Here is a 19,419-nt window from a genome sequence, read left to right on the forward strand (position 1 = left end):
GATTTGGCACGCTGTCCGTCCGATCTGGGGAACGCGGGTGCGCGACCGTCACGGCGCTACAGGCCGGCGGGCGCGTGGCTCGTCCTGCTCATCCTGCTCCCGGGGGCGCCGCTCGCGCTGCGTCCGGCGCACGCCGCGCTCGACCGCGACGCGGGCGCCGCGGCGGCTGCCTCGTCCCCGTTACCGGAGCTCCCGCGCCTCGCGCCGATCGCCCGCCCGGAGCCCGACATCACCGCGATCCGCGAGCTCGATCGCGTGCTCGACCAGCTCACGTCGCAGGACGCGCGCTCGCGCGAGAGCGCCCGCGCGGGCCTGGATGAGCCGATCCCGGGCATCGTCGACGCGGTGCGGCTGCGCGTGCAGGACATCCGCGGCTCGCTCGATCGGGACGCGGCGCCGCGGGTGCTCGCCGAGGCGCGCCGGGAGGGGCGCAAGGCGCTGAAGGGCGAGAAGGACGGCGAAGGGCGCGACGCCAAGAAGAAGGGCGCGGACGCGAAGGACGGGAAGTCCGACAAGGGCGCGAAGAAGGGCGCCGGCGACGCCAAGCAGGACGCGAAGAAGAGCGCTGCCGACGAGAAGAAGGGCGCCGGCGACACCAAGAAGGACGCCAGGGCCGACCAGGGCGCGAAGAAGGGCGCCGACGACGAGAAGGACGAGAGCGAGGGCGACTGGCTGGATTTCATGCTGGCCATGCCGCGGCCGCGCGACAGCGCGTGGCGCGATGTCGTGAAGCTGCTCGCGATGGAGCGGATGCTCGTCGCCGCGGGCACGACGCCGGCGGTACGCGAGCTCATCGCGCTCCACGCCTACTTTGGCGAGCTGCTCCGCATCGACCTGCAGCGGCAGATCGTGAAGCTGCGCGACAAGGCCGTCCCCGCGCTGATCGAGGCGCGCCAGCACGACGCGAAGATCGTCCAGCGGTGGGCCAACAAGCAGCTCGACCTGCTCGGCCGGGCGATCCCCGGCGAGGCGATCGCATCGAACGACACGCAGATCCTGGCCGACGTCCTGCGCGCGTACGGCCGGGTCCGCGACGTGGACGCGATGCGCGCGATCCTGAGCTTCTGCAACAGCGACCGCGCGCGGCTGCGCGACGCTGCCCGGGAGGCCATCTCCGCGATCGGCGAGCCGGGCATCTGGCAGCTCCGCGACGCCTACCTGAACCTCACGGGCGAGAAGCCGCCGCGCGAGTGGTCGTGGGACCGCATCGCGCGCGAGCTCTTCGCGACGTACGATCGCGCGCGCCTCGCCGAGGTGTACAAGCTGATGGACGAGGGCGTCGCCGCGGCGAGCGCGGGCAAGCTGGCCGAGGCGACCGACGCGTTCGACAAGGTCCTCGCACGCGCGCCGCTCTTCGAGCGGCGCGCGGAGATGGTAGCGGCCTACGTCGAGCGGGCGGGGTCGCTCGCCGACGACCGCCGCGAGGACGCCCTGGCGATGCTGCGCAAGGCGCTCCGCCTCGAGCCGACCGGCGAGCACGCGAAGAAGATCGAGGCCGAGATCGCCTACCTGGAAGGCGCGCTCCTCATCGATCGCGGCACGCCGGACAAATTCGTGCTGGAGCGGGCGCTGGAGCTCGATCCCGCCCACGCCGGCGCGAAGGCGGCGCTCGCGTCGCTCGGGGACAAGGTCGCCGAGCGAAAGAGCCAGAAGAACCGCTACATCGCCGCGGGCGCCGTGGGCATCGCGGCGATGCTGGCGATGTTCTTCATCGCCCGCCGCCGGAGCGACCCGACGCCGTCGCCACGGCGGGCCAGCACCGCTCCCCCGCAGCCGCACGCGGAGACGCCGGAGCCGTCGCCGCCACAGGCCAGCGCCGCTCCCCCGCAGCCGCACGCGGAGACGCCGGAGCCGTCGCCGCCACAGGCCAGCACCGCTCCCCCGCAGCCGCACGCGGAGACGCCGGAGCCGTCGCCGCCGCAAGCCAGCGCCACTCCCCCGCAGCCGCACGCGGGGACGCCGGAGCCGTCGCCGCCCCAAGCCAGCGCCACGCCCACGCCGTCGCAGGCTGACCAGGAGCCGCCGCCGTCGGCCAGCCCGGAGCCGGGCCCACAAAGCAGAGACGCCGGGTGAGCTGGTCGCTCTCCCGGCGCCTCTGTGACTACGCCGGCGCCGCGGGGCGCCGGCCTGGTCCGGTTCAGCCCGCGGTGGTCGCCGGCGTGGCCGGCTCCGCCGCCGCGACCGGCTCAGCCGCCTGCGCGGGCGCGTCCTCGACCGCCGGCGCGTCGATGAACTCGATGAGGCTCATCGGCGCGTTGTCGCCGCGACGCGGTCCCAGCTTGATGATGCGCGTGTAACCACCCGGCCGACCCTCGAACCGCTTCGAAAGATCGATCATCACCTTTGCGATGATGTCGACCTTCTTGCCGTCGGTCGCGACGCCCCAGCGAGGGATGTAGCTGCCGACGAGCCGCTCGGCGTGGAGCCGGCGCGCCCTGTCGCCAGGGCTGAGCTCCGTGTGCGCGGTGTACGCTACCTTCCCGAGCCGCGTCGCCTTGGTGATGAGCCGCTCGGCCACCCGGCGCAGCTCCTTCGCCTTGGCGTCGGTCGTCTCGATCCGCTCGTGGGTGATCAGGTTCGCCGTCAGGTTGCGAAGCATCGCCCTGCGGCTGGAGGTATCCCGACCAAACTGCCTGCCCGCTTTCTTGTGACGCATGACGTTCCCTCAGTACCGACTCACGCCTGCGCCTGCTGCGCCTTCCAGCGCTCGAGGAGCTGCGGCCAGTTGTCGATCTTCATCCCGAGCGAGAGCCCCATGTTCGCGAGGATCTCTTTGATTTCCTTCAGCGACTTGCGACCGAAGTTCTTGGTCTTGAGCATGTCCTGCTCGGTCCGCTGCACGAGCTCGCCGATGAGCGTGATGTTCGCGTTCTGCAGGCAGTTCGCGGAGCGGACGCTCAGCTCGAGCTCCTCGACGGACCGGAACAGGTTCTCGTTGAGCGGCTCGTCGTCGCTCATCACCGCCTGGTAGCTCGTCTCCTCGCTCTCTTCGAAGTTCACCCAGATGGAGAGCTGCTCCTTCAGGATCTTCGCGGCGAACGCGACCGCATCCGCAGGCGAGACGGATCCGTTGGTCCAGACCTCGAGCGTGAGCTTGTCGTAATCGGTCACCTGCCCGACGCGGGCGTTCTGCACGGTGTAGTTCACCTTGCGGATCGGCGAGAACAGCGCGTCGATCGGGATCGTCCCGATGGGCATCGTCGGCGTCTTGTTGCGCTCGGCGGGCACGTAGCCGCGGCCCACGTTGACCGTGAGCTCCATCGAGAGCGGCCCCTTCTTGTCGAGCACCGCGACGAGGTGGTCGGGGTTGAGCACCGACAGCCCCTCGACGAGCTGGATGTCGCGCGCGTACACGGGCCCGGGGCCCTCGCGGTCGATCCGCACCGAGTACGTCTTCGGGGTGGCCGCCTTGAAGACGACCTCCTTCACGTTGAGGATGATGTCGCTGACATCCTCGACGACGTCCGGCACCGTGGTGAACTCGTGGAGCGCCCCCTCGATGCGGATGGCCGTCGCGGCAGCGCCCTGGAGGGAGGAGAGCAGCACCCGCCGCAGCGAGTTGCCGATCGTGATCCCGAAGCCGCGCTCCAGGGGCTCACACGTGAACTTGGCGTAGAACTGCGTCCCGCTCTCCGCGTCGATCGAGATGCCCTTCGGCCGGATCAGATCGCGCCAGTTCCGGGCGATCATCGTGAGGTTCGGGTTGTTCATCGTCATGACGTTCTCCTTCCTTCATGGGTCTGCGCGGAGGTCCCACGCCGCGGCCGCACTCGACCGGTCCGGCGCCGCCTCCTGCCCGCATTCGTGGCTCCATCCGCCTGCGCGCGCCGCGCGCAAGACGACGACGCCGAGGGGAGCCCGCAGCGCGCGAGCGCACCCCGCAAGGTGCGCTCGTGACGCTGCCTCCTCGGCGCCGCCTCGCGCGATCAGCGCGAGTAGTACTCGACGACGAGCTGCTCGCGGATCTCCGGCTCGTTCAGATCCTCGCGGATCGGAGCGCCCTTGACCGCGCCGGTGAACGCCGCGCGATCCACGTCGATCCAGCTCGCGACCGGGCGCTTGTCCGCGCCGCCGACGGACGCGAGGACGCTCTTGAACTTCCGCGCCCCCTCGGTGAGGTCGATCCGGTCACCGGTCCGCACCACGTAGCTCGGGATGTCCAGCCGCTTGCCGTTCACGTGGACGTGACCGTGGCGGACGAGCTGGCGCGCCTCGGCGCGGGACGAGCCGAAGCCCATCCGGTGCACCACGTTGTCGAGCCGGCGCTCCAGGAGCGCGAGCATCTCCTCGCCCGTCCGGCCCTTGCGCCGGTTGGCCTCCTGGAAGTACCCGCTGAACTGCCGCTCGAGCACGCCGTAGATGCGACGCACCTTTTGCTTCTCGCGCAGGCGCACCGCGTACTCGCTCAGCTTGATGCGCCCCTGGCCGTGCTGGCCGGGCGGATACGGGCGCCGCGTGTACGCGCACTTCTCGGAGTAGCACCGCTCTCCCTTGAGGTAGAGCTTCATCCCCTCGCGGCGGCAGAGCTTGCAGACCGGACCAATGTAGCGAGCCATCGTGAATTACCTCAAACCCTGCGCCGCTTCGGCGGCCGGCAACCGTTGTGGGGGATCGGCGTGACGTCCCTGATCAGCGTCACCTTGAAGCCAGCGGTCTGGAGCGCGCGGAGCGCGCTCTCGCGCCCGGCCCCCGGCCCCTTCACGAACACGGCGACCGATCGCATGCCGTGCTCCTGCGCGCGCCGCGCGGCCTCTTCCGCCGCGAGCTGCGCGGCGAACGGCGTCGACTTGCGCGATCCCTTGAAGCCGCGAGCGCCAGCGGACGACCACGCGATCGCGTTGCCGTTGATGTCCGTGATCGTCACGACCGTGTTGTTGAAGGTCGACTGAATGTGCGCGATGCCCGCGGACACATTCTTCTTGACCTTCTTCTTCTGCTTCGTCTTGCTGGTGGTGGCAGCCGTCTTCGCTTGCGCCATGGCGTCCTAATCCCCGCTCGTCACTTCGTCGCGGCAGGACGCCGCTGCAACATGCCCTTGCGCGGCCCCTTCCGGGTGCGCGCGTTCGTGTGCGTCCTCTGTCCGTTCGCCGGGAGGCCGCGCCGGTGGCGGAGCCCCCGGTAGCAGCCGAGGTCCATGAGCCGCTTGATGTTGAGCTGCACCTCGCGCCGCAGGTCGCCCTCGACCTTGTACTCGGCGTCCAGGAGGTCGCGGATCGCCTTTACCTCAGCGTCGCTGAGCTCCTCGACCCGCCTGTCCTGCGGGATGTTGGTCCTCTCGCAGATTTGCAACGCGAGAGACCGCCCGATCCCGTAGAGGTACGGTAGGGCGTAGGCGACATGCTTCCGACGCGGGAGATCGACACCAGCGATACGAGCCATGGTTACTCCAAACCGAAAACGAGGGCGGGCTTCCGCCGAAAGAGCTAGTTCCCCTGGCGCTGCTTGTGGCGGGGGTTCTCGCAGATGATCCGAACGACACCACGCCGCCGCACCACCTTGCACTTGTCGCAGATCTTCTTGACGCTCGGGCGCACCTTCACGGGGAGCCTCCAGATTCCTCAAAAAATACGTTACTTATGCCGGTACGTGATCCGGCCTCGACTCGGGTCATACGGCGAGACCTCGACGGTCACGCGGTCGCCCGGCAGGATCTTGATGTAGTACTGCCGCATCCGGCCGCTGATGGTGGCGAGGACGCCCAGGCCGTTGTCCGCCTTCACGCGAAACATGGCGTTCGGCAGGGCCTCTTGAACCACGCCGTCGAACTCGAGCTTGTCGCCCTTCGGTTCTTTCGGCGCTCTGGCTTGTTTTGATCGCCTCATTCTCCACCCGAACCCGGTCGGCCGAGGGCCGACATCACCCTCTGCGTGACTTCTTCCGGCGTCCCGACTCCGTCAACGCGACGCAGCAGTCCCTTCTGTTCGTAGAACGGAAGAAGGGCGGCCGTCATCGCCTCGTAGGCGTCCAGACGCTTGCCGACAGCTTCGGGCCGGTCGTCGGCTCGATGCTCCAGCTCCGCACCGGGGGGCGGCGGATTATAAACGAGATGATATATCTGTCCACTGCGTTTGTCGGTGCGGCGATGGATCAACCGTTCCTCGAGCAGGGAGCGCGGAACGTCGAGCTGGATCACCGCCTCGATCCCGCTGCCCTGGCCGACGAGGAGCGCGTCGAGCGCGTCCGCCTGGGGCACCGTCCTGGGAAATCCGTCCAGAAGGAAACCGCCACGGCAGTCGGGCTCAGCGGTCCTGCGGTCGATAAGGCCGATGACGGCCTCATCCGGCAGGAGACCGCCCGAGTCCATGATGTCCAGGTAGCGCTTCTCCAGCGTGCCCGAGCGCTTCGCCTCGCGCAGCATGTCGCCCGTCGAGATCTGCGGGATGCCGAAGCGAGCGCACAGCAGCTTCGCCTGCGTACCCTTCCCAGCGCCAGGTGGCCCCACCAGAACCAAGATCATTTGACCTCCATCACGCTTCCGGGAGCCTGCGGCCCCGGATGCGGCTGGCGCCGGGGCCGGTCAGGCCCTCGTAGCTCCGCGTGATCAGGTGCGCCTCAAGCTGGTTCACGGTGTCGAGCGCGACGCCGACGACGATCATGAGCGACGTCCCTCCGAAGCCGAAGGGGACGCGCAGAAGGTTGCCGACGATCGACGGGATCACACACACCGCGGCGACGTAGAGCGCACCGCCGACGGTGATCCGCTGGATCACCCGGTGGATGTAGTCCGCCGTCTGCTTGCCCGGTCGGATCCCGGGGATGTTTGCCTGCTGCTTCTTCAGGTTCTCGGCGACGTCCACCGGCTGGAACGTGACGTTCGTGTAGAAGAAGCAGAAGAAGATGATGAGCAACGCGTAGCCGGTGTTGAAGACCCAGTCCCCCCGGTTGATGATCGCCTGGAGCTGGTCGGCCCCGGGCACGTTCATGTTCGCGAGCGTCTGCGGGAACATCAGCAGCGAGGACGCGAAGATGGGCGGGATGGTGCCGGCGGTGTTCACCTTGAGCGGCAGGTGCGCCGTCTGCCCGCCGTAGACGCGGCGACCGACCTGGCGGCGCGAGTACACGATCGGGATCTGCCGCCTGCCGTTCTCGAAGAACGCGATGACCCCGATGACGAACACGATGAACGCGACGATCGCGGCCATCGACAGCGGCTGGAGATCACCGGAGTTCTGCGCGAAGTAGTTGCCGATCTCCTGCGGGATCTGCGTGATGATGCTCGCGAAGATCAGGAGCGATACGCCGTTGGAGACGCCGCGCTCGGTGATCTGCTCGCCGATCCACATCAGGAACGCGGTCCCGGTCGTCAGCGTGATCACCGTCATGAGCTGGAAGCCGATGCCCGGGTGGTTCACGATCCCGGCCCCGGTCTCGCTGCTCGACAGGCCCTCGAGCATCTTCGCGATCGAGAAGGCCTGGAACAGCGAGAGCGCGACCGTGCCGTACCGCGTGTACTGATCGAGCCGGCGACGCCCCTGCTCGCCCTCTTTTCGCAGCTCGTCGATGGGCTTGTAGACCATGCCCATGAGCTGCATGATGATCGATGCCGAGATGTACGGCATGATCCCGAGCGCGAAGATCGACAGGTTCTCCAGCGCTCCGCCGGAGAACATGTTGAAGAAGCCCAGGAGCCCGCCCGACTGCTTCGCGACGTACTGTCGCATCGCGTTCCGGTCCACGCCGGGCGTCGTCACGAAGACGCCGACCCGGTAGACCGCGAGCATCACCAGCGTGAAGATCACGCGCCGCCGGAGCTCGGGGATCTTGTGGAAGTTGGTGATTCCCGCGAGGCTGGCCATGGGGGTTCCTGGACTCCGGCTTGAGGGGGTGCGCCTGCGCGCTGGCTAGGAGGACGAGGAGTCCGTCGAGTTGCCCTGAGCAGCGGGCGCCTCGAGCACGACGGCCTTGCCCCCCGCCTTCTCGATCTTCTCGATCGCTCCCTTGGAGAAGCGATGCGCCGTCACGGTGAGCTTCTTCGTGAGCTCACCGCCGCCGAGGATCTTCAGGACGTCGAACCGGCCCTGCACCAGGCGGCTCGCGTGGAGCGCGATCACGTCGACCTGCGCGCCGTCGTCGAACGCCTCGAGGGCGCCGACGTTGACGTTGGCCACGATGTCCGCGAGCGGGTTGCGGAAGCCGCGCTTCGGGAGGCGACGCTGGATCGGCGTCTGGCCACCCTGGAAGTGCTTCTTGTTGATGTTGCCGCCCGCCCGAGCCTTCTGCCCTTTTTGTCCTCGGCCAGCCGTCTTGCCGACGCCGGATCCCACGCCGCGGCCGACGCGGAGCCTCTTGGTTACGGCGCCTTCAGGGGCTTGGAGCTTAGAAAGGATGTCCATGTTTCACACTTCCGTACGCGGCAAACCCGCTGGAATGACGATCTCGCTTCTCAGGACTTCGGGGAGGTTGCCTCGTCGGCGACCTCCTCCACCTCGACCAGGTGGAGGATCTTCTTGACCATGCCACGGAACGAGGGCGTGTTCGCGACGACCACCTCAGATCCCGGCCCACGCAGGCCGAGCCCCTTGATGACCTTGCGGGTGTGCTCGACCTGGCCGATGTTGCTGGCCTTCTGACGTACGCGGAGCTTCACTGCGAGCCTCCTTCACCCCCGCCACCACCCTGCGGCGCGCCGCTCGGCGCGGGGGGCGCGACGCTCGCGCGCCGCCGGGCCGCGGTGTTCGTACCGCCGCGGCGCTGGTAGTCGAGCGAGTCGAGCTGCATCGATCGCTTCCCCGCGACGCTCTCCGGGCTCTTGAGCCCGCGGAGCGCCGCGACGGTCGCGTGCACGACGTTGTGCGGGTTGCTCGTGCCGAGCGACTTCGACAGCACGTCGTGGATCCCCGCGGACTCGACGACGGCGCGCACCGCGCCGCCGGCGATGACGCCCGTCCCGGGGCTCGCCGGCTTCAGCAGGACCTTGCCCGCCCCGACGTGCCCGAACGAGTCGTGCGGGATGGTCACGCCGTCCAGCGGGATGCGGAACAGGTTCTTGCGAGCCTGGTCGTTCCCCTTGCGGATGGCCTCCGGCACCTCGTTGGCCTTACCCAGGCCAACGCCCACGTGCCCCGCCTCGTCGCCCACCACGACCAGCGCCGAGAAGCTGAAACGCCGGCCGCCCTTGACGACCTTGGCGACGCGGTTGATGTGGATGACTCGCTCTTTCAGCTTCTCTTCGTCGACATGATCGAACGCCATATCCGTCCTCTATCACGTTCTCCGCCGCGGCAGTTGACCGCGCCCGCCGCCCTCACCTGCAGGGCAGCGGCTATGGGAGTCAGAAATCGAGACCTGCCTCGCGCGCCGCCTGGGCGAGGGCGCTCACGCGCCCGTGGTACAGATAGCCGTTGCGGTCGAAGACGACCTTTTCGATCTGCTTCTCCTTGCAGATCTTCGCAATCAGCGCCCCGACCTTCTTCGCCGCATCGACCTTGTTGTCCTCGTCGAGCGAGCCCTTGAGGTCCTTCGACAGCGTCGAGGCGTGGGCGAGCGTCTTGCCGCTCACGTCGTCGATGACCTGCGCGTAGATGTGCTTGGTGCTGCGGAAGACGCTGAGGCGCGGGCGCTCCGGCGTCCCCTCGACCTTCTTGCGGATGCGGAGCTTCCGGCGCTCCCGACCGACGATTTTCATGCCCATGACCGTCTCGTACCTCGGTGCAGCGACGTCCCCGCCGCTGCTCGCCCTTACTTCTTGCCGCCCTTGCCGGCCTTGCCAGCCTTCTCCCGCACGCGCTCGCCGCGGTAGCGAACGCCCTTGCCACCGTACGGCTCCGGCGGCCTGAAGCCGCGGATCGTCGCGGCCGTCTGCCCGATGAGCTCCTTGTCCGCGCCCGTCAGGACGAGGACAGTGCCCTTCGAGTCCGCCGGGATCGTCGCGGTGAGGCCCGCCGGGACCGGGAAGGTCACCGGATGGGAGAAGCCGAGGGCGAAGTTCAGCGTCGTACCCTTGAGCTCGACGCGGTAGCCGGTTCCCTTGAGCTCGAGCGTCCGCTCGTAGCCCTCGGCGACGCCCTTCACCATCGCGGCCACGAGCGCGCGCGTGAGCCCCTGGAGGCGGGACCCGTCACGGCCGGGCGCGAGCGAGTTCACGTGGAGCTTGCCGCCGTCGAGCTTGATGTCCACCCGCTCGGTGATCGCGCGGGAGAGCTGCCCCTTCGGACCCTTGACGTCGATCCGGCGGCCGTTGACGGTCGCGGTGACACCCTTCGGGAGATCGATCGGCCGCTTGCCGACGCGCGACGTCTTCGGCGCGAGGCGGTTGTCACCGTTCGCGTTGCCCTTCGCGAGCTGGTCTGCGTTCGCCTGAGCTTCCATCACCACACCTCGCAGAGCAGCTCGCCGCCCACCTTCAGACGGCGCGCATCCCTGTCGCTCATGAGCCCGCGAGACGTGCTCAGGATCGAGATCCCGAGCCCGCTGAACACGCGCGGGATCCTGTCGTGACGCACGTACACGCGGCGCCCCGGGCGGGACACGCGGCGCACGCCGTCGATCGCGCTCTGCCGATCGCGCCCGTACTTGAGCACGATGGTGAGCTTCTTGGGACCTTCGCCTTCGGTCTCGCGCACATCGGCGATGAAGCCCTCGGATTTGAGGATCTCCGCGACCGCAGCTTTGATGCGGCTCGCGGGGACCTCGGTCCGGTCGTGCCGCGCGAGCGCCGCGTTGCGAATGCGGGTCAGCATGTCGGCGATGGGATCGGTCATCATAGAATCACCAGCTGGCCTTGATCACACCAGGGAGCTCACCACGGAGCGCGAACAGCCGAAGGCAGACACGGCAGAGCTCGAAGTCGCGGTAGTAAGCGCGCGAGCGCCCGCACACCTTGCAACGGTTCTTTTGCCGCGTAGAAAACTTCGGCGGACGGTTCAGCTTCGCAAACTCTTTTGCACGGGCCATCGAAAATCCCTCAATGCCGGAACGGGATGCCAAGCTCGGTCAGGAGCGCGCGTCCTTCTTCGTCCGTCTTCGCCGTGGTCACGAACGAGATGTTGAGCCCCTTCACGACGTCGATCTTGTCGTAGTCGATCTCGGGGAAGATGATCTGCTCGCGCAGGCCCATCGTGAAGTTGCCCTTGCCGTCGAACCCCTTCGGGCTCACGCCCTTGAAGTCACGGACGCGCGGCAGGGAGAACGCGATCAGACGATCGACAAACTCCCACATCCGCTCGGCGCGCAAGGTCACCATCACCCCGATGGGCAGGTTCTCGCGAAGCTTGAACGTCGCGATCGACTTCCGGGCGCGGGTCACCACCGGCTTCTGGCCGGAGATCGCCCGCATGTCCTCGACCGCGGAGTCGATGATCTTCGGGTTCTGCACCGCGGCGCCGAGCCCCATGTTGATCACCACCTTCTGCAGGCGGGGCACCATCATCGGGTTCTTGTAGCCGAACCGCTTCGAGAGCGCGGCCGTCACGTTCTTCTGGTAGTGCGTGCGCAGCCGCGGGATGTAGTTCGGGTCGCGCGGGCGCACCTCGGCGGGCTCGGAGGCCGAGACCTCGGCGCCCTTCCCCTTCGCGCTCCTGGCTTCCTTGCTCTTGGCGGGCGCCTGCGGCTTGGCCTGCTGCGACTTGGGCTTGTCCTTGCCCTTGCCGCCGTCCTTGGCCGCCTTGTCCTTGTCCTTCTTGTCCGCCATGGCTAGCCCACACCGATCGCGCTGCCGCTCTTGCCGACGCGCGTCTTCTTGCCGTCCTCACCGACGCGGACCTTCACGCGCGTCGGCTTGCCCGTCGCCGGATCGACCGGCATGACATTCGAGGCGTGAATCGGCGCCTCCTTGGTGATCTTCCCGCCCTCCTGATTGCGCGGCGTGGGCCGCTGGTGGCGGGTCACCGTGTTCAAGCCCTCGACGACCACGCGATCCGTGTCGGCGAGGATCTTGGTGATGCGGCCCTGCTTCCCCTGCTCCTTGCCGCTGATGACCTGCACCAGGTCACCGACCTTGAGGCGCTTCATCAGAGGACCTCCGGGGCGAGCGAGATGATCTTCATGAACTTCTTCGCGCGGAGCTCGCGAGCGACCGGCCCGAAGATACGGGTGCCGATCGGCTCCTTCTCCTTGTTGATCAGGACCGCGCTGTTGCCGTCGAACTTGATGTAGCTGCCGTCCGAGCGCTGGTACTCGCGGGCGGTGCGGACGACGACGGCGCGCGCCGTGTCACCCTTCTTCACCTTCGTCCCCGGCAACGCCTCCTTGATCGACACGACGATGACGTCGCCGAGGGCGGCGTACTTGCGGCGCGAGCCGCCGAGCACCTTGATGCACTTCACGATACGGGCGCCGGAGTTGTCCGCGACCTCGAGATGCGTCGACACCTGGATCATGGCGCTACTCCTCCACCGGCCGGGCAACGAGCTTGGTCACGAGCCACCGCTTGTCGCGGGAGATCGGCCTGTGCTCCATGATCTCGACGCGGTCGCCCACCTTGTACTGGTTCGTCTCGTCGTGCGCCTTGTAGCGCTCCCGCTGACGGACGTACTTCTTGTAGACGGGATCGAGCGCGTTCCGGATGACCTCGACGGTGACCGTCTTGTTCATCTTGTCGCTGGTCACCTTGCCGACCAGCTTGCGCCGGAAGCCGTGCGCCTTCGCCTCGGTCTCGGCCTGCGCAGGCGCGGCGGCTGCCAGCTCGGGCGCCGCAGCGACCGGCTGCTGGTTCTCTGCCTTCTTCTTCGCCATGGCTACGCCTTCTCCTCGGCACGCGCACGCTGCGTGAGGATCGTCTTCACCCGCGCGAGATCCCGCTTCGCCTTGCGGATCGTCGCCGTGTCGTTCAGCCGGTTCGTGAAATTCTTGAAGCGCGCCTCGAACAGGCCCGCCGCAAGCGACTTCTCGAGCTCGCGCAGGTGATCAGTGGTGCGTTCACGCAAATCCTTCGCCTTCATCGCCTACCTCACGTCAGCCCGCGGGCGAGGAACTTGCACTGCATCGGGAGCTTGTGCGACGCGAGGCGGAACGCCTCCTTCGCAATCTCCTCGCTCACGCCGCTGATCTCGTACATCACGCGGCCGGGCAGCACGAGCGCGCACCACTCCTCGGGCGCGCCCTTGCCCCCACCCATGCGGACCTCGAGCGGCTTCTTCGTCACCGGACGATCCGGGAAGATGCGGATCCAGAGCTTGCCCGCGCGCTTCACGTGCCGCTGGATCGCCATACGGGCCGCCTCGATCTGCCGCGAGGTCACGCGGGCAGGCTCGACGCACTGGAGCGCAAAGTCGCCGAAGGAGACGTCGCTGCCCGTGAGGGCGAGGCCACGGTTGTTCCCCTTCTGCATCTTGCGGAACTTGGTTCGCTTCGGAGACAGCATTCTGCAATCCCTCTACTGGATCCGGCGCGCCTTACGCTGCAGGACCTCGCCCTTGAACATCCAGACCTTCACGCCGATGATGCCGACCTTCGTCTTCGCCTCGGCGAGGCCGAACTCGATGTCGGCGCGGAGCGTGTGCAGCGGCACCCGGCCCTCGCGGTAGGTCTCGACGCGGCTCATCTCGCTGCCGCCGAGCCTGCCGGCGCAGCGCACGCGGATGCCCTTCGCGCCGAACTTCATGGCGGTGGCCACGGCCTTCTTCATCGCCCGGCGGAACGCGATCCGGCGCTCCAGCTGCGTCGCGATGTTCTCGGCGACGAGCTGCGCGTTGGTCTCGGCCTTCCGGACCTCCTGCACGTCGATGAAGACCTCGTTGTCCGTGAACGACGACACGCCCGGGAAGAGGGTCTCACCCTTGGACGCCGTGCCGACGTTGCCGCTCTTCAGCGTCTCGATCCCCTTGCCGCCCTTGCCGATGACCATGCCAGGGCGGGCGGTGAAGACGATCACCTTCGCGCGGTTCGCGGCGCGCTCGATCTCCACGCCGGCGATGTTCGCGTTGTAGAGGTACTGCTTGATCGCGCGCTTGATGCGGATGTCCTGGTGGAGCCACTTCTGATACGCGGCGCCGTCCTCGTACCACTTGCTGCTCCACGTCTTGATGACACCGACGCGGAAGCCATACGGATGGGTCTTCTGTCCCATAGCGGCAGGTCCTCTACTTACTTTCTCTCGTCGACTTCGATGACGATGTGCGACACGCCCTTGGTGATCCGGGTCGCACGGCCCATCGCGCGCGGCCGCCAGCGGCGGTTGAACTTGTTCGGCCCCTTGTCGACGGTCGCCTTGCTGATGAAGAGCGCGTCGATGTCGGCGCCCGCCTGCTGGGCGTTCGCGACCGCGCTCTCGATGATCTTCCGCAGGACAGGGGCGCCGCTCTTCTGCGTGAACGAGAGCAGCTGGATCGCCTCGTCCGCGTCGCGACCCCGGACGAGATCGGCGATCATGCGTGCCTTGCGCGGGGCGATCCGCGAAAACATCGCACTGGCTTTGCTTACCATTCGAGACACCTCGCGACACCGGCGGGCGGAGAGACTCCGTACCGGGTTTCGGTTCACTTCGAACCGGTTGCACCGTCGTACACTTCCGGTCGCAGCCCGACGTCCACCGACGCGAACCCCCTTCGCGTCACCGGGGGGAGGCCCGCGGCGGCCGAAGGGGCGGAGCTGAGATCGAAGCGCCGTTACGGCTCTTCTACTGGGAGACCGGGAGGACACCCGATCGCCCGGGAAAACGGAGCGCGGTGATTACCAGCGGGGCGCGCGGTACGCAAGCGCGATCCTTCCGCGTCCCTTCAGTTTGTTGCTCGGGCGTTGCTCAGGCCGGTTTCCCCTGAGCAACCTTTCAGATTTTCCTGAACGCGCGTCCGGAGGGGCGCGGGAGGCCGCATCCTGGCGCAGGGCCGGCCCACGAACGGTCATACCCCTCGCGGTCGGCCTTGACAATCACGAAACACGACGGAAACAGTCGGGCCTGGCGATCTGAGCGGCGCTCGGCCGCCCCCGGACAGGCTGCGCCCACCCGGGCGCATGCTCGTGCGGCACGGCGACGGTGAAGAACAGGATTGCGAGGGGAATAGGAGAGCCCCAGGCTCAGTCGAACGTCCCAGGCCCAGGAGCTTTTTCCTGACACTGTAGGAGGCAACGTGACCATGCTTGCTCGTCATCGCCATTCTTTCTTCGCGCTTACCCTGATCTTGCCCGCGTTCTACGGCTGCGTCGTGACGTCGGAGGACACCGACAACGACGTGGAGCAGGCGACCGGCGTCGGCGTCACCAATTCCTCCTCCTCCTCCAGCGGCGGCGACGGCGGCTGGGGAGGCGACGGCGGCTGGGGAGGTGACGGCGGCTGGGGAGGTGACGGCGGCGAGGGCGGCCAGGGGGGCGACGGCGGCGAGGGGGGTGGCGCGTGCGTCGATGACTCGGACGGCAACCTCACGGTCGCGGCGTGCGACGAGCTGAACATCGCGCCGGCGCAGGGCGCGACGAGCCAGTGCGGCCCTGAGCGAGACGAGCCGCCGATCGGCTACGGGCTGTGCAAGCACGGCTTCGTCATCTTCGCCCGGGGGCACGCCGCGGACCTCGTGGACTGTCTGAGCGAAATTCCCGTACAGGAGGCGTGCGATCAGCCGCCCGTCGAGGACTGCATGGACCGCGTGTACGCCAACGCGTGCCCCAGCCAGGCGGTGGAGATCTGCGACACCATCTACGAGGCCTGCGACGCCAACACGTTCGACCGCACGACGTGCTCGGCTCAACTGAACCCGTTCAACACGGCGACAAAGGAAGCCATCGTGGAGTGCATGAACAACAACCTCGATGTCACCTGCCAGGAGGCGTACGACGAGTGCTACCTGGAAGCCTTGTACTTCGAGGGCTGAACAGGTCGCCGTCGGACAGGTGAGACAACGGCGTCACCGGCGCCCGCTCTGCTCTCGCGGTTCTTTTCCCCCGACACGCGACGCACATCCGGTGACCTCCGTGCCTCGCATCAGCTCACGCCCACCTTGGCGCCAAGACGTACGCAGCCTCTCAATGTACGGGCCTTCGGGCGATCCCTGAGCGCGGTATTCGGTTGCAAAAAAGATGGCGGGAAGGGATCCTCGGCTCCTCCGTGGCCAAGGACTCCTCTCGACCGCGCCAGGCAACCTCCCCTTCCCGTTCGTCGGGGGCGCGTCCATTCCGAGGCGGTGCCCTGCTAGGTCTGCTGGTCGCGTCAGCCGGCTGCGCGCCGGGATCGACGACAGCGGAGCAGATCACGCCACGCTTGATGATGCGCGCCTCGCTCGACGCGAGCCCCGCCGTCCTCGCGGAACGACCCATGAAGGCGAAGGAGAGCGCGACCACCACCGTCAAGGACGGTGCCGCGCTCGAGTCCACCATGGCGCCCGAGAGCGGCGCCGGTCAGGTGGTCTCCTCCACGGGCAGCACGCGCTGCCCCGCCGAGATGGCCCTCGTCGAAGATCGCGTGTGCGTCGATCGGTGGGAGAGCTCCCTCGTGGAGCTGACGCCCAGCGGGGAGCGCCCCTGGTCGCCGTTCGATCCGGTCGACGGGAACGAGCGCCGCGTACGCGCCGTGTCATGGCCGGGTGTCATCCCGCAGGGGTACATCAGCGGCCGTCAAGCCAAGATGGCGTGCGCGGCGTCGGGCAAGCGCCTTTGCACCTCGGATGAGTGGGTGAGCGCCTGCCGCGGGCCGGAGGACACCACCTTCCCGTACGGCGCGCAACGGCAGCACGGCGTGTGCAACGACGACGAGCGCCCGGTGCACCCCATCGCCGAGATCGCGGCGCTGCTCGAGATCAAGTCCGAGGAGCTCTGGACGACGGCGATGAACAACCCGCTCATCAACCAGCTGTCCCACGCGCTGCTCGCGACGGGCGAGCGCGCGGCGTGCACCAACGCCTACGGCGTGTTCGACATGGTCGGCAACCTCCACGAGTGGGTCGACGACCCGAACGGCACCTTCCGCGGCGGCTACTTCATGGACACAACGCGCAACGGCGAGGGCTGCAAGTACTCCACGACAGCGCACTCGTTCGGGTACCACGACTATTCGACGGGCTTCCGGTGCTGCATGGATCCGGAGCAGGCCGACTAGTGCGGGCATCGCGAGGTGCGGCCGGCGCCGGGCGGCCGCGACGCGGGCGCGGAGTCCGGGGGGGCGGCTCGAGGAGACTGGCGGTGGCTTTGGCCGCCGTGAGCGCCCTCCTGGCGATCGGGTGCAGGAAGAAGGAGAAGGCAGAGCCGATCACCGTCCCGCCCCCGGGCGCCGCGTCCTCGGACGAGCTCACCACGGCCATTGGCCAGGCGCGGGGAATCCACTCGGCGCTCGCGCCGTCGTCGACGCGGTGGCAGCGGGCGTTCGTGCTCGACGACAAGCGCGCGGTGGTGACAGGCGAGGTCGAGAACGAGGCGATCGCGCTCGTGACCGACAACGCAGGCAGGACGTGGCGCTCTCTGCGGCGCCTGCGCGAGGGGTGGTCGACCTGGTCGGTCGGCGAGGACGGCTCCACCGTGCTCACCGTCGGTCCGCGCGGCCAGGATCGCTCGAAGCAGGCGCACGGAGCTGCAGGGGCGCCGCCCGCGGTGGACCCGCCGAGCCTCTTCTTTGCGCCGTTCGAGGCGGCCGATCTCTCGGCGCCGTCGCCGGTCACCCTGCCCGAGCTGAGCCGCGGAGCGCGGTCGCCGGTGAACGCCGTGCCCGCGGTGCTCTCCGCCGAGATCGCCGCGCTGCTCATCGAGCCGAAGCCCCGGCGCACGACGCTCGTCTATGCGGGGCCGCCCGGCGCTCCGCCGGTCGCGCCGGTGGTGTTGCCCGCGCAGGAACAAGCGCTTCCCGTGCCGTATGGCCGCCCGCCAGCGCTCCTGTCCCTGCGCGGGCGCAACCTCCTCGTGCGGCCCGTCCCCGCGCCGGGGGCGCCGCTCGACGCGCCAAGGAGCGTCGATGGGCTCGTGATGAGCCCAGCGGCGACGTCCGCGCTCTCCGCGACACCCGCGTGCGATTTCGCGGGGTGGTCGATCCAGCTCGTGCCTCAGCCGCCCGACACGACCGCCGTCGTCGCCATCTCCGCGACGCAGACAGCCGTCCTGAAGCTGCCCGCGAAAGCCGCCCCCGGAGCCGCGGTTGGCTGCGCGGCCGGTCGAATCATGGTCGAGGTCGTCGCGCCCGCGACCAAAGAGCTCACGATCGCGACGTGCACGCTCGAAGGCGCCTGCGTCCTCGCCGAGAAACCGCCCTTTCGCCCCTCGCTGGAGCCGCATGATCGCTCCGTCGCCCTGGCGCCCACACGCGAGGGCGTCGTGGCGATCCTGACCTCCCGCGCCGCAGCGCGATGGGGGCTCTACATCGCGCAATCGCCGGAAGCGGGTAAGATCTACGACGTCCCGAGGGTCATCGGAGAAGGCACGGGCGAGCGCGGCCGTATCGAGCTCGGAGCACTCCTCTCCTTCGGGAATCGACTCGTGATGCTCCTCCAGGCGGACGTCACCGGGACGTCGCGACGTGGCTGGTATGTTGCGGCCTCTGAAGATAGCGGGCTCACCTGGAGCCCGCCCTGAGCTCCGTCTCGAACGGGACAGCCATTCTGAACGCAGCGCGTCAGCATAGCTTCATCCCCCTCTGACGTTGACGTGCGCGGTGGTCGCCAGACCTACTTCGCCGGCGCGGCAGCCTGGGCGACACGCTTGCGGCCCTTGACGCTCGGCTTCTTCACGGGCGCAGGCCCCGCCGCTGTCTTTCGTGCGTTCGCGCTCGCCTGCTCGGCGGTCTTCGCATCGCCTGCATAGCGAGCGAATCGGCGATCACCCCCCTGGAAGATCCGCTTTTCCAGCTTGAGCTCCTTCAGCGCTGCGGCGGCGCGCGTCTGCGGGATCCCCGCCTGCTTCGCCACCTCGCTCGCGCTGACGCCAGAGCTCGCTTTGACGACGCGCTCGACCGCATCGAGCGTCTCCTGACGCTCCGCCGAGGCGGCGGGCGAGCTGCGCGGGCGACCGGGCCGGCGCTTCGGCGCGGCGCCTCGCTTGGCCGCGACGGAAGACGTCTTGGACTGGACCGCTCCAGCGCGGGCACGCGCGCGGCTGCGGCGAGGCGCCGGCGGAGGAACCAACGGCGCTTCCCCGGTCACGGCGCCCAGCTGATTCTTGACGAGCGCGAGGATCGCCTCGTCCGGCATCTTCCGCACGAGGTTTACAATCTGCTGTGAAAAGGCATCCGTTGCCATGTGCTCTCCCTCGTCGCCGAATCCAGCTCGGCGGTTGGATACGACTATGCCGTTGCCACTTGCCTGGTCAAGCGAATTGAGGACACAGGGGTGTCTTTTCTTTCATTAGGCGCTGCGGGCGGGCTCAATCGGAGAGCTCATTGGACGGCCACGAACGGCTGGGCTGCTTTGCTCGACAGGCGCCGAGCGATGAGCGCCCCGTGGCGCGAGCGCCAATTGATAGCCGAGACCCCTCCCCCGCGCGGGACGGCCCGGTCCACGACAAATCCCTCTCAGCCCCGCTCACGATGCACTGCGGCATTGCGTGTCTCGGGTTAGCGGCCGGTCAGGTCACCGC

The 19,419-nt window shown here is 68.2% G+C and carries 29 protein-coding genes; 4 read left to right on the plus strand and 25 right to left on the minus strand.

Features of this window, described 5'->3' with window-relative positions:
- Positions 1–3: 3 nt before the first annotated feature.
- The gene (locus WMF42_RS39140) at positions 4–2,073 is read left to right on the plus strand and encodes a hypothetical protein (protein WP_437688259.1); all 2,070 of its coding nucleotides are present in this window, start codon (positions 4–6) and stop codon (positions 2,071–2,073) included.
- 64 nt (positions 2,074–2,137) lie between these two features.
- Here WMF42_RS39140 and rplQ read toward each other — a convergent pair whose 3' ends face one another.
- The 24 genes from rplQ to rplV form a co-directional block, all read right to left on the minus strand.
- On the minus strand, positions 2,138–2,656 hold the full coding sequence (rplQ, locus tag WMF42_RS39145) for a 50S ribosomal protein L17 (protein WP_061609613.1): 519 nt from the start codon (positions 2,654–2,656) through the stop codon (positions 2,138–2,140).
- Between the two features lie 20 nt (positions 2,657–2,676).
- Positions 2,677–3,717: a DNA-directed RNA polymerase subunit alpha gene (locus WMF42_RS39150; protein ID WP_081426661.1), complete on the minus strand. Its 1,041-nt coding sequence runs from the start codon at positions 3,715–3,717 to the stop codon at positions 2,677–2,679.
- A 209-nt stretch (positions 3,718–3,926) separates the two neighbouring features.
- On the minus strand, positions 3,927–4,556 hold the full coding sequence (rpsD, locus tag WMF42_RS39155; RefSeq protein WP_061609612.1) for a 30S ribosomal protein S4: 630 nt from the start codon (positions 4,554–4,556) through the stop codon (positions 3,927–3,929).
- A gap of 11 nt (positions 4,557–4,567) precedes the next feature.
- Positions 4,568–4,978 (minus strand): 30S ribosomal protein S11, encoded by a 411-nt coding sequence (rpsK, locus tag WMF42_RS39160; RefSeq protein ID WP_061609611.1) that lies wholly within the window; start codon positions 4,976–4,978, stop codon positions 4,568–4,570.
- Positions 4,979–4,998: 20 nt separating this feature from the next.
- Positions 4,999–5,379 (minus strand): 30S ribosomal protein S13, encoded by a 381-nt coding sequence (gene rpsM, locus WMF42_RS39165; RefSeq protein WP_061609610.1) that lies wholly within the window; start codon positions 5,377–5,379, stop codon positions 4,999–5,001.
- A gap of 44 nt (positions 5,380–5,423) precedes the next feature.
- Positions 5,424–5,540, minus strand: coding sequence for a 50S ribosomal protein L36 (rpmJ, locus tag WMF42_RS39170; RefSeq protein WP_012240549.1), 117 nt, complete (start codon positions 5,538–5,540; stop codon positions 5,424–5,426).
- A gap of 30 nt (positions 5,541–5,570) precedes the next feature.
- Positions 5,571–5,822, minus strand: a complete 252-nt coding sequence (gene infA, locus WMF42_RS39175; RefSeq protein WP_061609609.1) for a translation initiation factor IF-1 — start codon at positions 5,820–5,822, stop codon at positions 5,571–5,573.
- Positions 5,819–6,457, minus strand: coding sequence for an adenylate kinase (locus WMF42_RS39180; protein WP_061609608.1), 639 nt, complete (start codon positions 6,455–6,457; stop codon positions 5,819–5,821). Before WMF42_RS39180 ends, infA begins: the two co-directional genes overlap by 4 nt.
- Positions 6,458–6,467: 10 nt before the next feature.
- Positions 6,468–7,796 carry a preprotein translocase subunit SecY gene (gene secY / locus WMF42_RS39185; RefSeq protein ID WP_061609607.1) on the minus strand — a complete coding sequence of 443 codons (1,329 nt, stop codon included), beginning with the start codon at positions 7,794–7,796 and terminating at the stop codon, positions 6,468–6,470.
- Positions 7,797–7,841: 45 nt separating this feature from the next.
- Entirely contained in the window at positions 7,842–8,333 is a 492-nt protein-coding gene (gene rplO / locus WMF42_RS39190) for a 50S ribosomal protein L15 (protein WP_061609606.1), read from the minus strand.
- Between the two features lie 50 nt (positions 8,334–8,383).
- Complete coding sequence (rpmD, locus tag WMF42_RS39195; protein WP_061609605.1) at positions 8,384–8,587, minus strand: 50S ribosomal protein L30; 204 nt, start codon at positions 8,585–8,587, stop codon at positions 8,384–8,386.
- Positions 8,584–9,192 (minus strand): 30S ribosomal protein S5, encoded by a 609-nt coding sequence (gene rpsE / locus WMF42_RS39200; RefSeq protein WP_061609604.1) that lies wholly within the window; start codon positions 9,190–9,192, stop codon positions 8,584–8,586. Before rpsE ends, rpmD begins: the two co-directional genes overlap by 4 nt.
- Before the next feature lie 79 nt (positions 9,193–9,271).
- Positions 9,272–9,631 carry a 50S ribosomal protein L18 gene (gene rplR / locus WMF42_RS39205; protein ID WP_061609603.1) on the minus strand — a complete coding sequence of 120 codons (360 nt, stop codon included), beginning with the start codon at positions 9,629–9,631 and terminating at the stop codon, positions 9,272–9,274.
- A 47-nt stretch (positions 9,632–9,678) separates the two neighbouring features.
- Positions 9,679–10,308 carry a 50S ribosomal protein L6 gene (gene rplF, locus WMF42_RS39210; protein WP_081426660.1) on the minus strand — a complete coding sequence of 210 codons (630 nt, stop codon included), beginning with the start codon at positions 10,306–10,308 and terminating at the stop codon, positions 9,679–9,681.
- Positions 10,308–10,703 carry a 30S ribosomal protein S8 gene (gene rpsH, locus WMF42_RS39215; RefSeq protein WP_061609602.1) on the minus strand — a complete coding sequence of 132 codons (396 nt, stop codon included), beginning with the start codon at positions 10,701–10,703 and terminating at the stop codon, positions 10,308–10,310. The genes rplF and rpsH overlap by 1 nt, the downstream gene beginning before the upstream one ends.
- Positions 10,704–10,707: 4 nt before the next feature.
- Positions 10,708–10,893 carry a type Z 30S ribosomal protein S14 gene (locus WMF42_RS39220; protein WP_081426659.1) on the minus strand — a complete coding sequence of 62 codons (186 nt, stop codon included), beginning with the start codon at positions 10,891–10,893 and terminating at the stop codon, positions 10,708–10,710.
- A 10-nt stretch (positions 10,894–10,903) separates the two neighbouring features.
- The gene (rplE, locus tag WMF42_RS39225) at positions 10,904–11,629 is read right to left on the minus strand and encodes a 50S ribosomal protein L5 (RefSeq protein ID WP_420895012.1); all 726 of its coding nucleotides are present in this window, start codon (positions 11,627–11,629) and stop codon (positions 10,904–10,906) included.
- 2 nt (positions 11,630–11,631) lie between these two features.
- Positions 11,632–11,949 (minus strand): 50S ribosomal protein L24, encoded by a 318-nt coding sequence (rplX, locus tag WMF42_RS39230; protein ID WP_061609601.1) that lies wholly within the window; start codon positions 11,947–11,949, stop codon positions 11,632–11,634.
- Entirely contained in the window at positions 11,949–12,317 is a 369-nt protein-coding gene (rplN, locus tag WMF42_RS39235; protein ID WP_061609600.1) for a 50S ribosomal protein L14, read from the minus strand. The genes rplX and rplN overlap by 1 nt, the downstream gene beginning before the upstream one ends.
- A gap of 4 nt (positions 12,318–12,321) precedes the next feature.
- Positions 12,322–12,672 carry a 30S ribosomal protein S17 gene (gene rpsQ / locus WMF42_RS39240; protein WP_420895011.1) on the minus strand — a complete coding sequence of 117 codons (351 nt, stop codon included), beginning with the start codon at positions 12,670–12,672 and terminating at the stop codon, positions 12,322–12,324.
- Between the two features lie 2 nt (positions 12,673–12,674).
- Positions 12,675–12,878, minus strand: coding sequence for a 50S ribosomal protein L29 (gene rpmC / locus WMF42_RS39245; RefSeq protein ID WP_061609599.1), 204 nt, complete (start codon positions 12,876–12,878; stop codon positions 12,675–12,677).
- Between the two features lie 8 nt (positions 12,879–12,886).
- Complete coding sequence (gene rplP / locus WMF42_RS39250; RefSeq protein ID WP_061609598.1) at positions 12,887–13,300, minus strand: 50S ribosomal protein L16; 414 nt, start codon at positions 13,298–13,300, stop codon at positions 12,887–12,889.
- A gap of 12 nt (positions 13,301–13,312) precedes the next feature.
- Positions 13,313–14,005: a 30S ribosomal protein S3 gene (gene rpsC / locus WMF42_RS39255; protein WP_061609597.1), complete on the minus strand. Its 693-nt coding sequence runs from the start codon at positions 14,003–14,005 to the stop codon at positions 13,313–13,315.
- A gap of 17 nt (positions 14,006–14,022) precedes the next feature.
- Positions 14,023–14,361 (minus strand): 50S ribosomal protein L22, encoded by a 339-nt coding sequence (rplV, locus tag WMF42_RS39260; protein ID WP_012240567.1) that lies wholly within the window; start codon positions 14,359–14,361, stop codon positions 14,023–14,025.
- Positions 14,362–15,011: 650 nt separating this feature from the next.
- Between rplV and WMF42_RS39265 the strand changes: the two genes are divergently transcribed.
- The 3 genes from WMF42_RS39265 to WMF42_RS39275 all read left to right on the plus strand — a co-directional run bounded on the left by WMF42_RS39265 (position 15,012) and on the right by WMF42_RS39275 (position 18,420).
- Positions 15,012–15,740: a hypothetical protein gene (locus WMF42_RS39265; protein WP_437688260.1), complete on the plus strand. Its 729-nt coding sequence runs from the start codon at positions 15,012–15,014 to the stop codon at positions 15,738–15,740.
- Positions 15,741–16,180: 440 nt separating this feature from the next.
- The gene (locus WMF42_RS39270) at positions 16,181–16,960 is read left to right on the plus strand and encodes an SUMF1/EgtB/PvdO family nonheme iron enzyme (protein WP_437688261.1); all 780 of its coding nucleotides are present in this window, start codon (positions 16,181–16,183) and stop codon (positions 16,958–16,960) included.
- 83 nt (positions 16,961–17,043) lie between these two features.
- A complete protein-coding gene (locus WMF42_RS39275) occupies positions 17,044–18,420 on the plus strand; it encodes a hypothetical protein (protein ID WP_437688262.1) in 1,377 nt (458 codons plus the stop codon).
- Between the two features lie 92 nt (positions 18,421–18,512).
- Here the strand turns inward: WMF42_RS39275 and WMF42_RS39280 are convergent, their stop codons facing one another.
- Complete coding sequence (locus WMF42_RS39280) at positions 18,513–18,752, minus strand: hypothetical protein (RefSeq protein ID WP_437688263.1); 240 nt, start codon at positions 18,750–18,752, stop codon at positions 18,513–18,515.
- Between the last annotated feature and the right edge of the window lie 667 nt (positions 18,753–19,419).

Source organism: Sorangium sp. So ce176, assembly GCF_051519835.1.
GTDB classification, from domain to species: Bacteria; Myxococcota_A; Polyangia; order Polyangiales; family Polyangiaceae; genus Sorangium; species Sorangium cellulosum_G.

What these genes read in the sequence shown, in the direction of transcription:
- rplQ (WP_061609613.1), bottom strand. Translation starts at nt 2,656, where the DNA reads ATGCGTCACAAGAAAGCGGGCAGGCAGTTTGGTCGGGATACCTCCAGC.
- WMF42_RS39150 (WP_081426661.1), bottom strand. Translation starts at nt 3,717, where the DNA reads ATGACGATGAACAACCCGAACCTCACGATGATCGCCCGGAACTGGCGC.
- rpsD (WP_061609612.1), bottom strand. Translation starts at nt 4,556, where the DNA reads ATGGCTCGCTACATTGGTCCGGTCTGCAAGCTCTGCCGCCGCGAGGGG.
- rpsK (WP_061609611.1), bottom strand. Translation starts at nt 4,978, where the DNA reads ATGGCGCAAGCGAAGACGGCTGCCACCACCAGCAAGACGAAGCAGAAG.
- rpsM (WP_061609610.1), bottom strand. Translation starts at nt 5,379, where the DNA reads ATGGCTCGTATCGCTGGTGTCGATCTCCCGCGTCGGAAGCATGTCGCC.
- infA (WP_061609609.1), bottom strand. Translation starts at nt 5,822, where the DNA reads ATGAGGCGATCAAAACAAGCCAGAGCGCCGAAAGAACCGAAGGGCGAC.
- WMF42_RS39180 (WP_061609608.1), bottom strand. Translation starts at nt 6,457, where the DNA reads ATGATCTTGGTTCTGGTGGGGCCACCTGGCGCTGGGAAGGGTACGCAG.
- secY (WP_061609607.1), bottom strand. Translation starts at nt 7,796, where the DNA reads ATGGCCAGCCTCGCGGGAATCACCAACTTCCACAAGATCCCCGAGCTC.
- rplO (WP_061609606.1), bottom strand. Translation starts at nt 8,333, where the DNA reads ATGGACATCCTTTCTAAGCTCCAAGCCCCTGAAGGCGCCGTAACCAAG.
- rpsE (WP_061609604.1), bottom strand. Translation starts at nt 9,192, where the DNA reads ATGGCGTTCGATCATGTCGACGAAGAGAAGCTGAAAGAGCGAGTCATC.
- rplR (WP_061609603.1), bottom strand. Translation starts at nt 9,631, where the DNA reads ATGGGCATGAAAATCGTCGGTCGGGAGCGCCGGAAGCTCCGCATCCGC.
- rplF (WP_081426660.1), bottom strand. Translation starts at nt 10,308, where the DNA reads ATGGAAGCTCAGGCGAACGCAGACCAGCTCGCGAAGGGCAACGCGAAC.
- rpsH (WP_061609602.1), bottom strand. Translation starts at nt 10,703, where the DNA reads ATGATGACCGATCCCATCGCCGACATGCTGACCCGCATTCGCAACGCG.
- WMF42_RS39220 (WP_081426659.1), bottom strand. Translation starts at nt 10,893, where the DNA reads ATGGCCCGTGCAAAAGAGTTTGCGAAGCTGAACCGTCCGCCGAAGTTT.
- rplE (WP_420895012.1), bottom strand. Translation starts at nt 11,629, where the DNA reads ATGGCGGACAAGAAGGACAAGGACAAGGCGGCCAAGGACGGCGGCAAG.
- rplX (WP_061609601.1), bottom strand. Translation starts at nt 11,949, where the DNA reads ATGAAGCGCCTCAAGGTCGGTGACCTGGTGCAGGTCATCAGCGGCAAG.
- rplN (WP_061609600.1), bottom strand. Translation starts at nt 12,317, where the DNA reads ATGATCCAGGTGTCGACGCATCTCGAGGTCGCGGACAACTCCGGCGCC.
- rpsQ (WP_420895011.1), bottom strand. Translation starts at nt 12,672, where the DNA reads ATGGCGAAGAAGAAGGCAGAGAACCAGCAGCCGGTCGCTGCGGCGCCC.
- rpmC (WP_061609599.1), bottom strand. Translation starts at nt 12,878, where the DNA reads ATGAAGGCGAAGGATTTGCGTGAACGCACCACTGATCACCTGCGCGAG.
- rplP (WP_061609598.1), bottom strand. Translation starts at nt 13,300, where the DNA reads ATGCTGTCTCCGAAGCGAACCAAGTTCCGCAAGATGCAGAAGGGGAAC.
- rpsC (WP_061609597.1), bottom strand. Translation starts at nt 14,005, where the DNA reads ATGGGACAGAAGACCCATCCGTATGGCTTCCGCGTCGGTGTCATCAAG.
- rplV (WP_012240567.1), bottom strand. Translation starts at nt 14,361, where the DNA reads ATGGTAAGCAAAGCCAGTGCGATGTTTTCGCGGATCGCCCCGCGCAAG.
- WMF42_RS39265 (WP_437688260.1), top strand. Translation starts at nt 15,012, where the DNA reads ATGCTTGCTCGTCATCGCCATTCTTTCTTCGCGCTTACCCTGATCTTG.
- WMF42_RS39270 (WP_437688261.1), top strand. Translation starts at nt 16,181, where the DNA reads ATGAAGGCGAAGGAGAGCGCGACCACCACCGTCAAGGACGGTGCCGCG.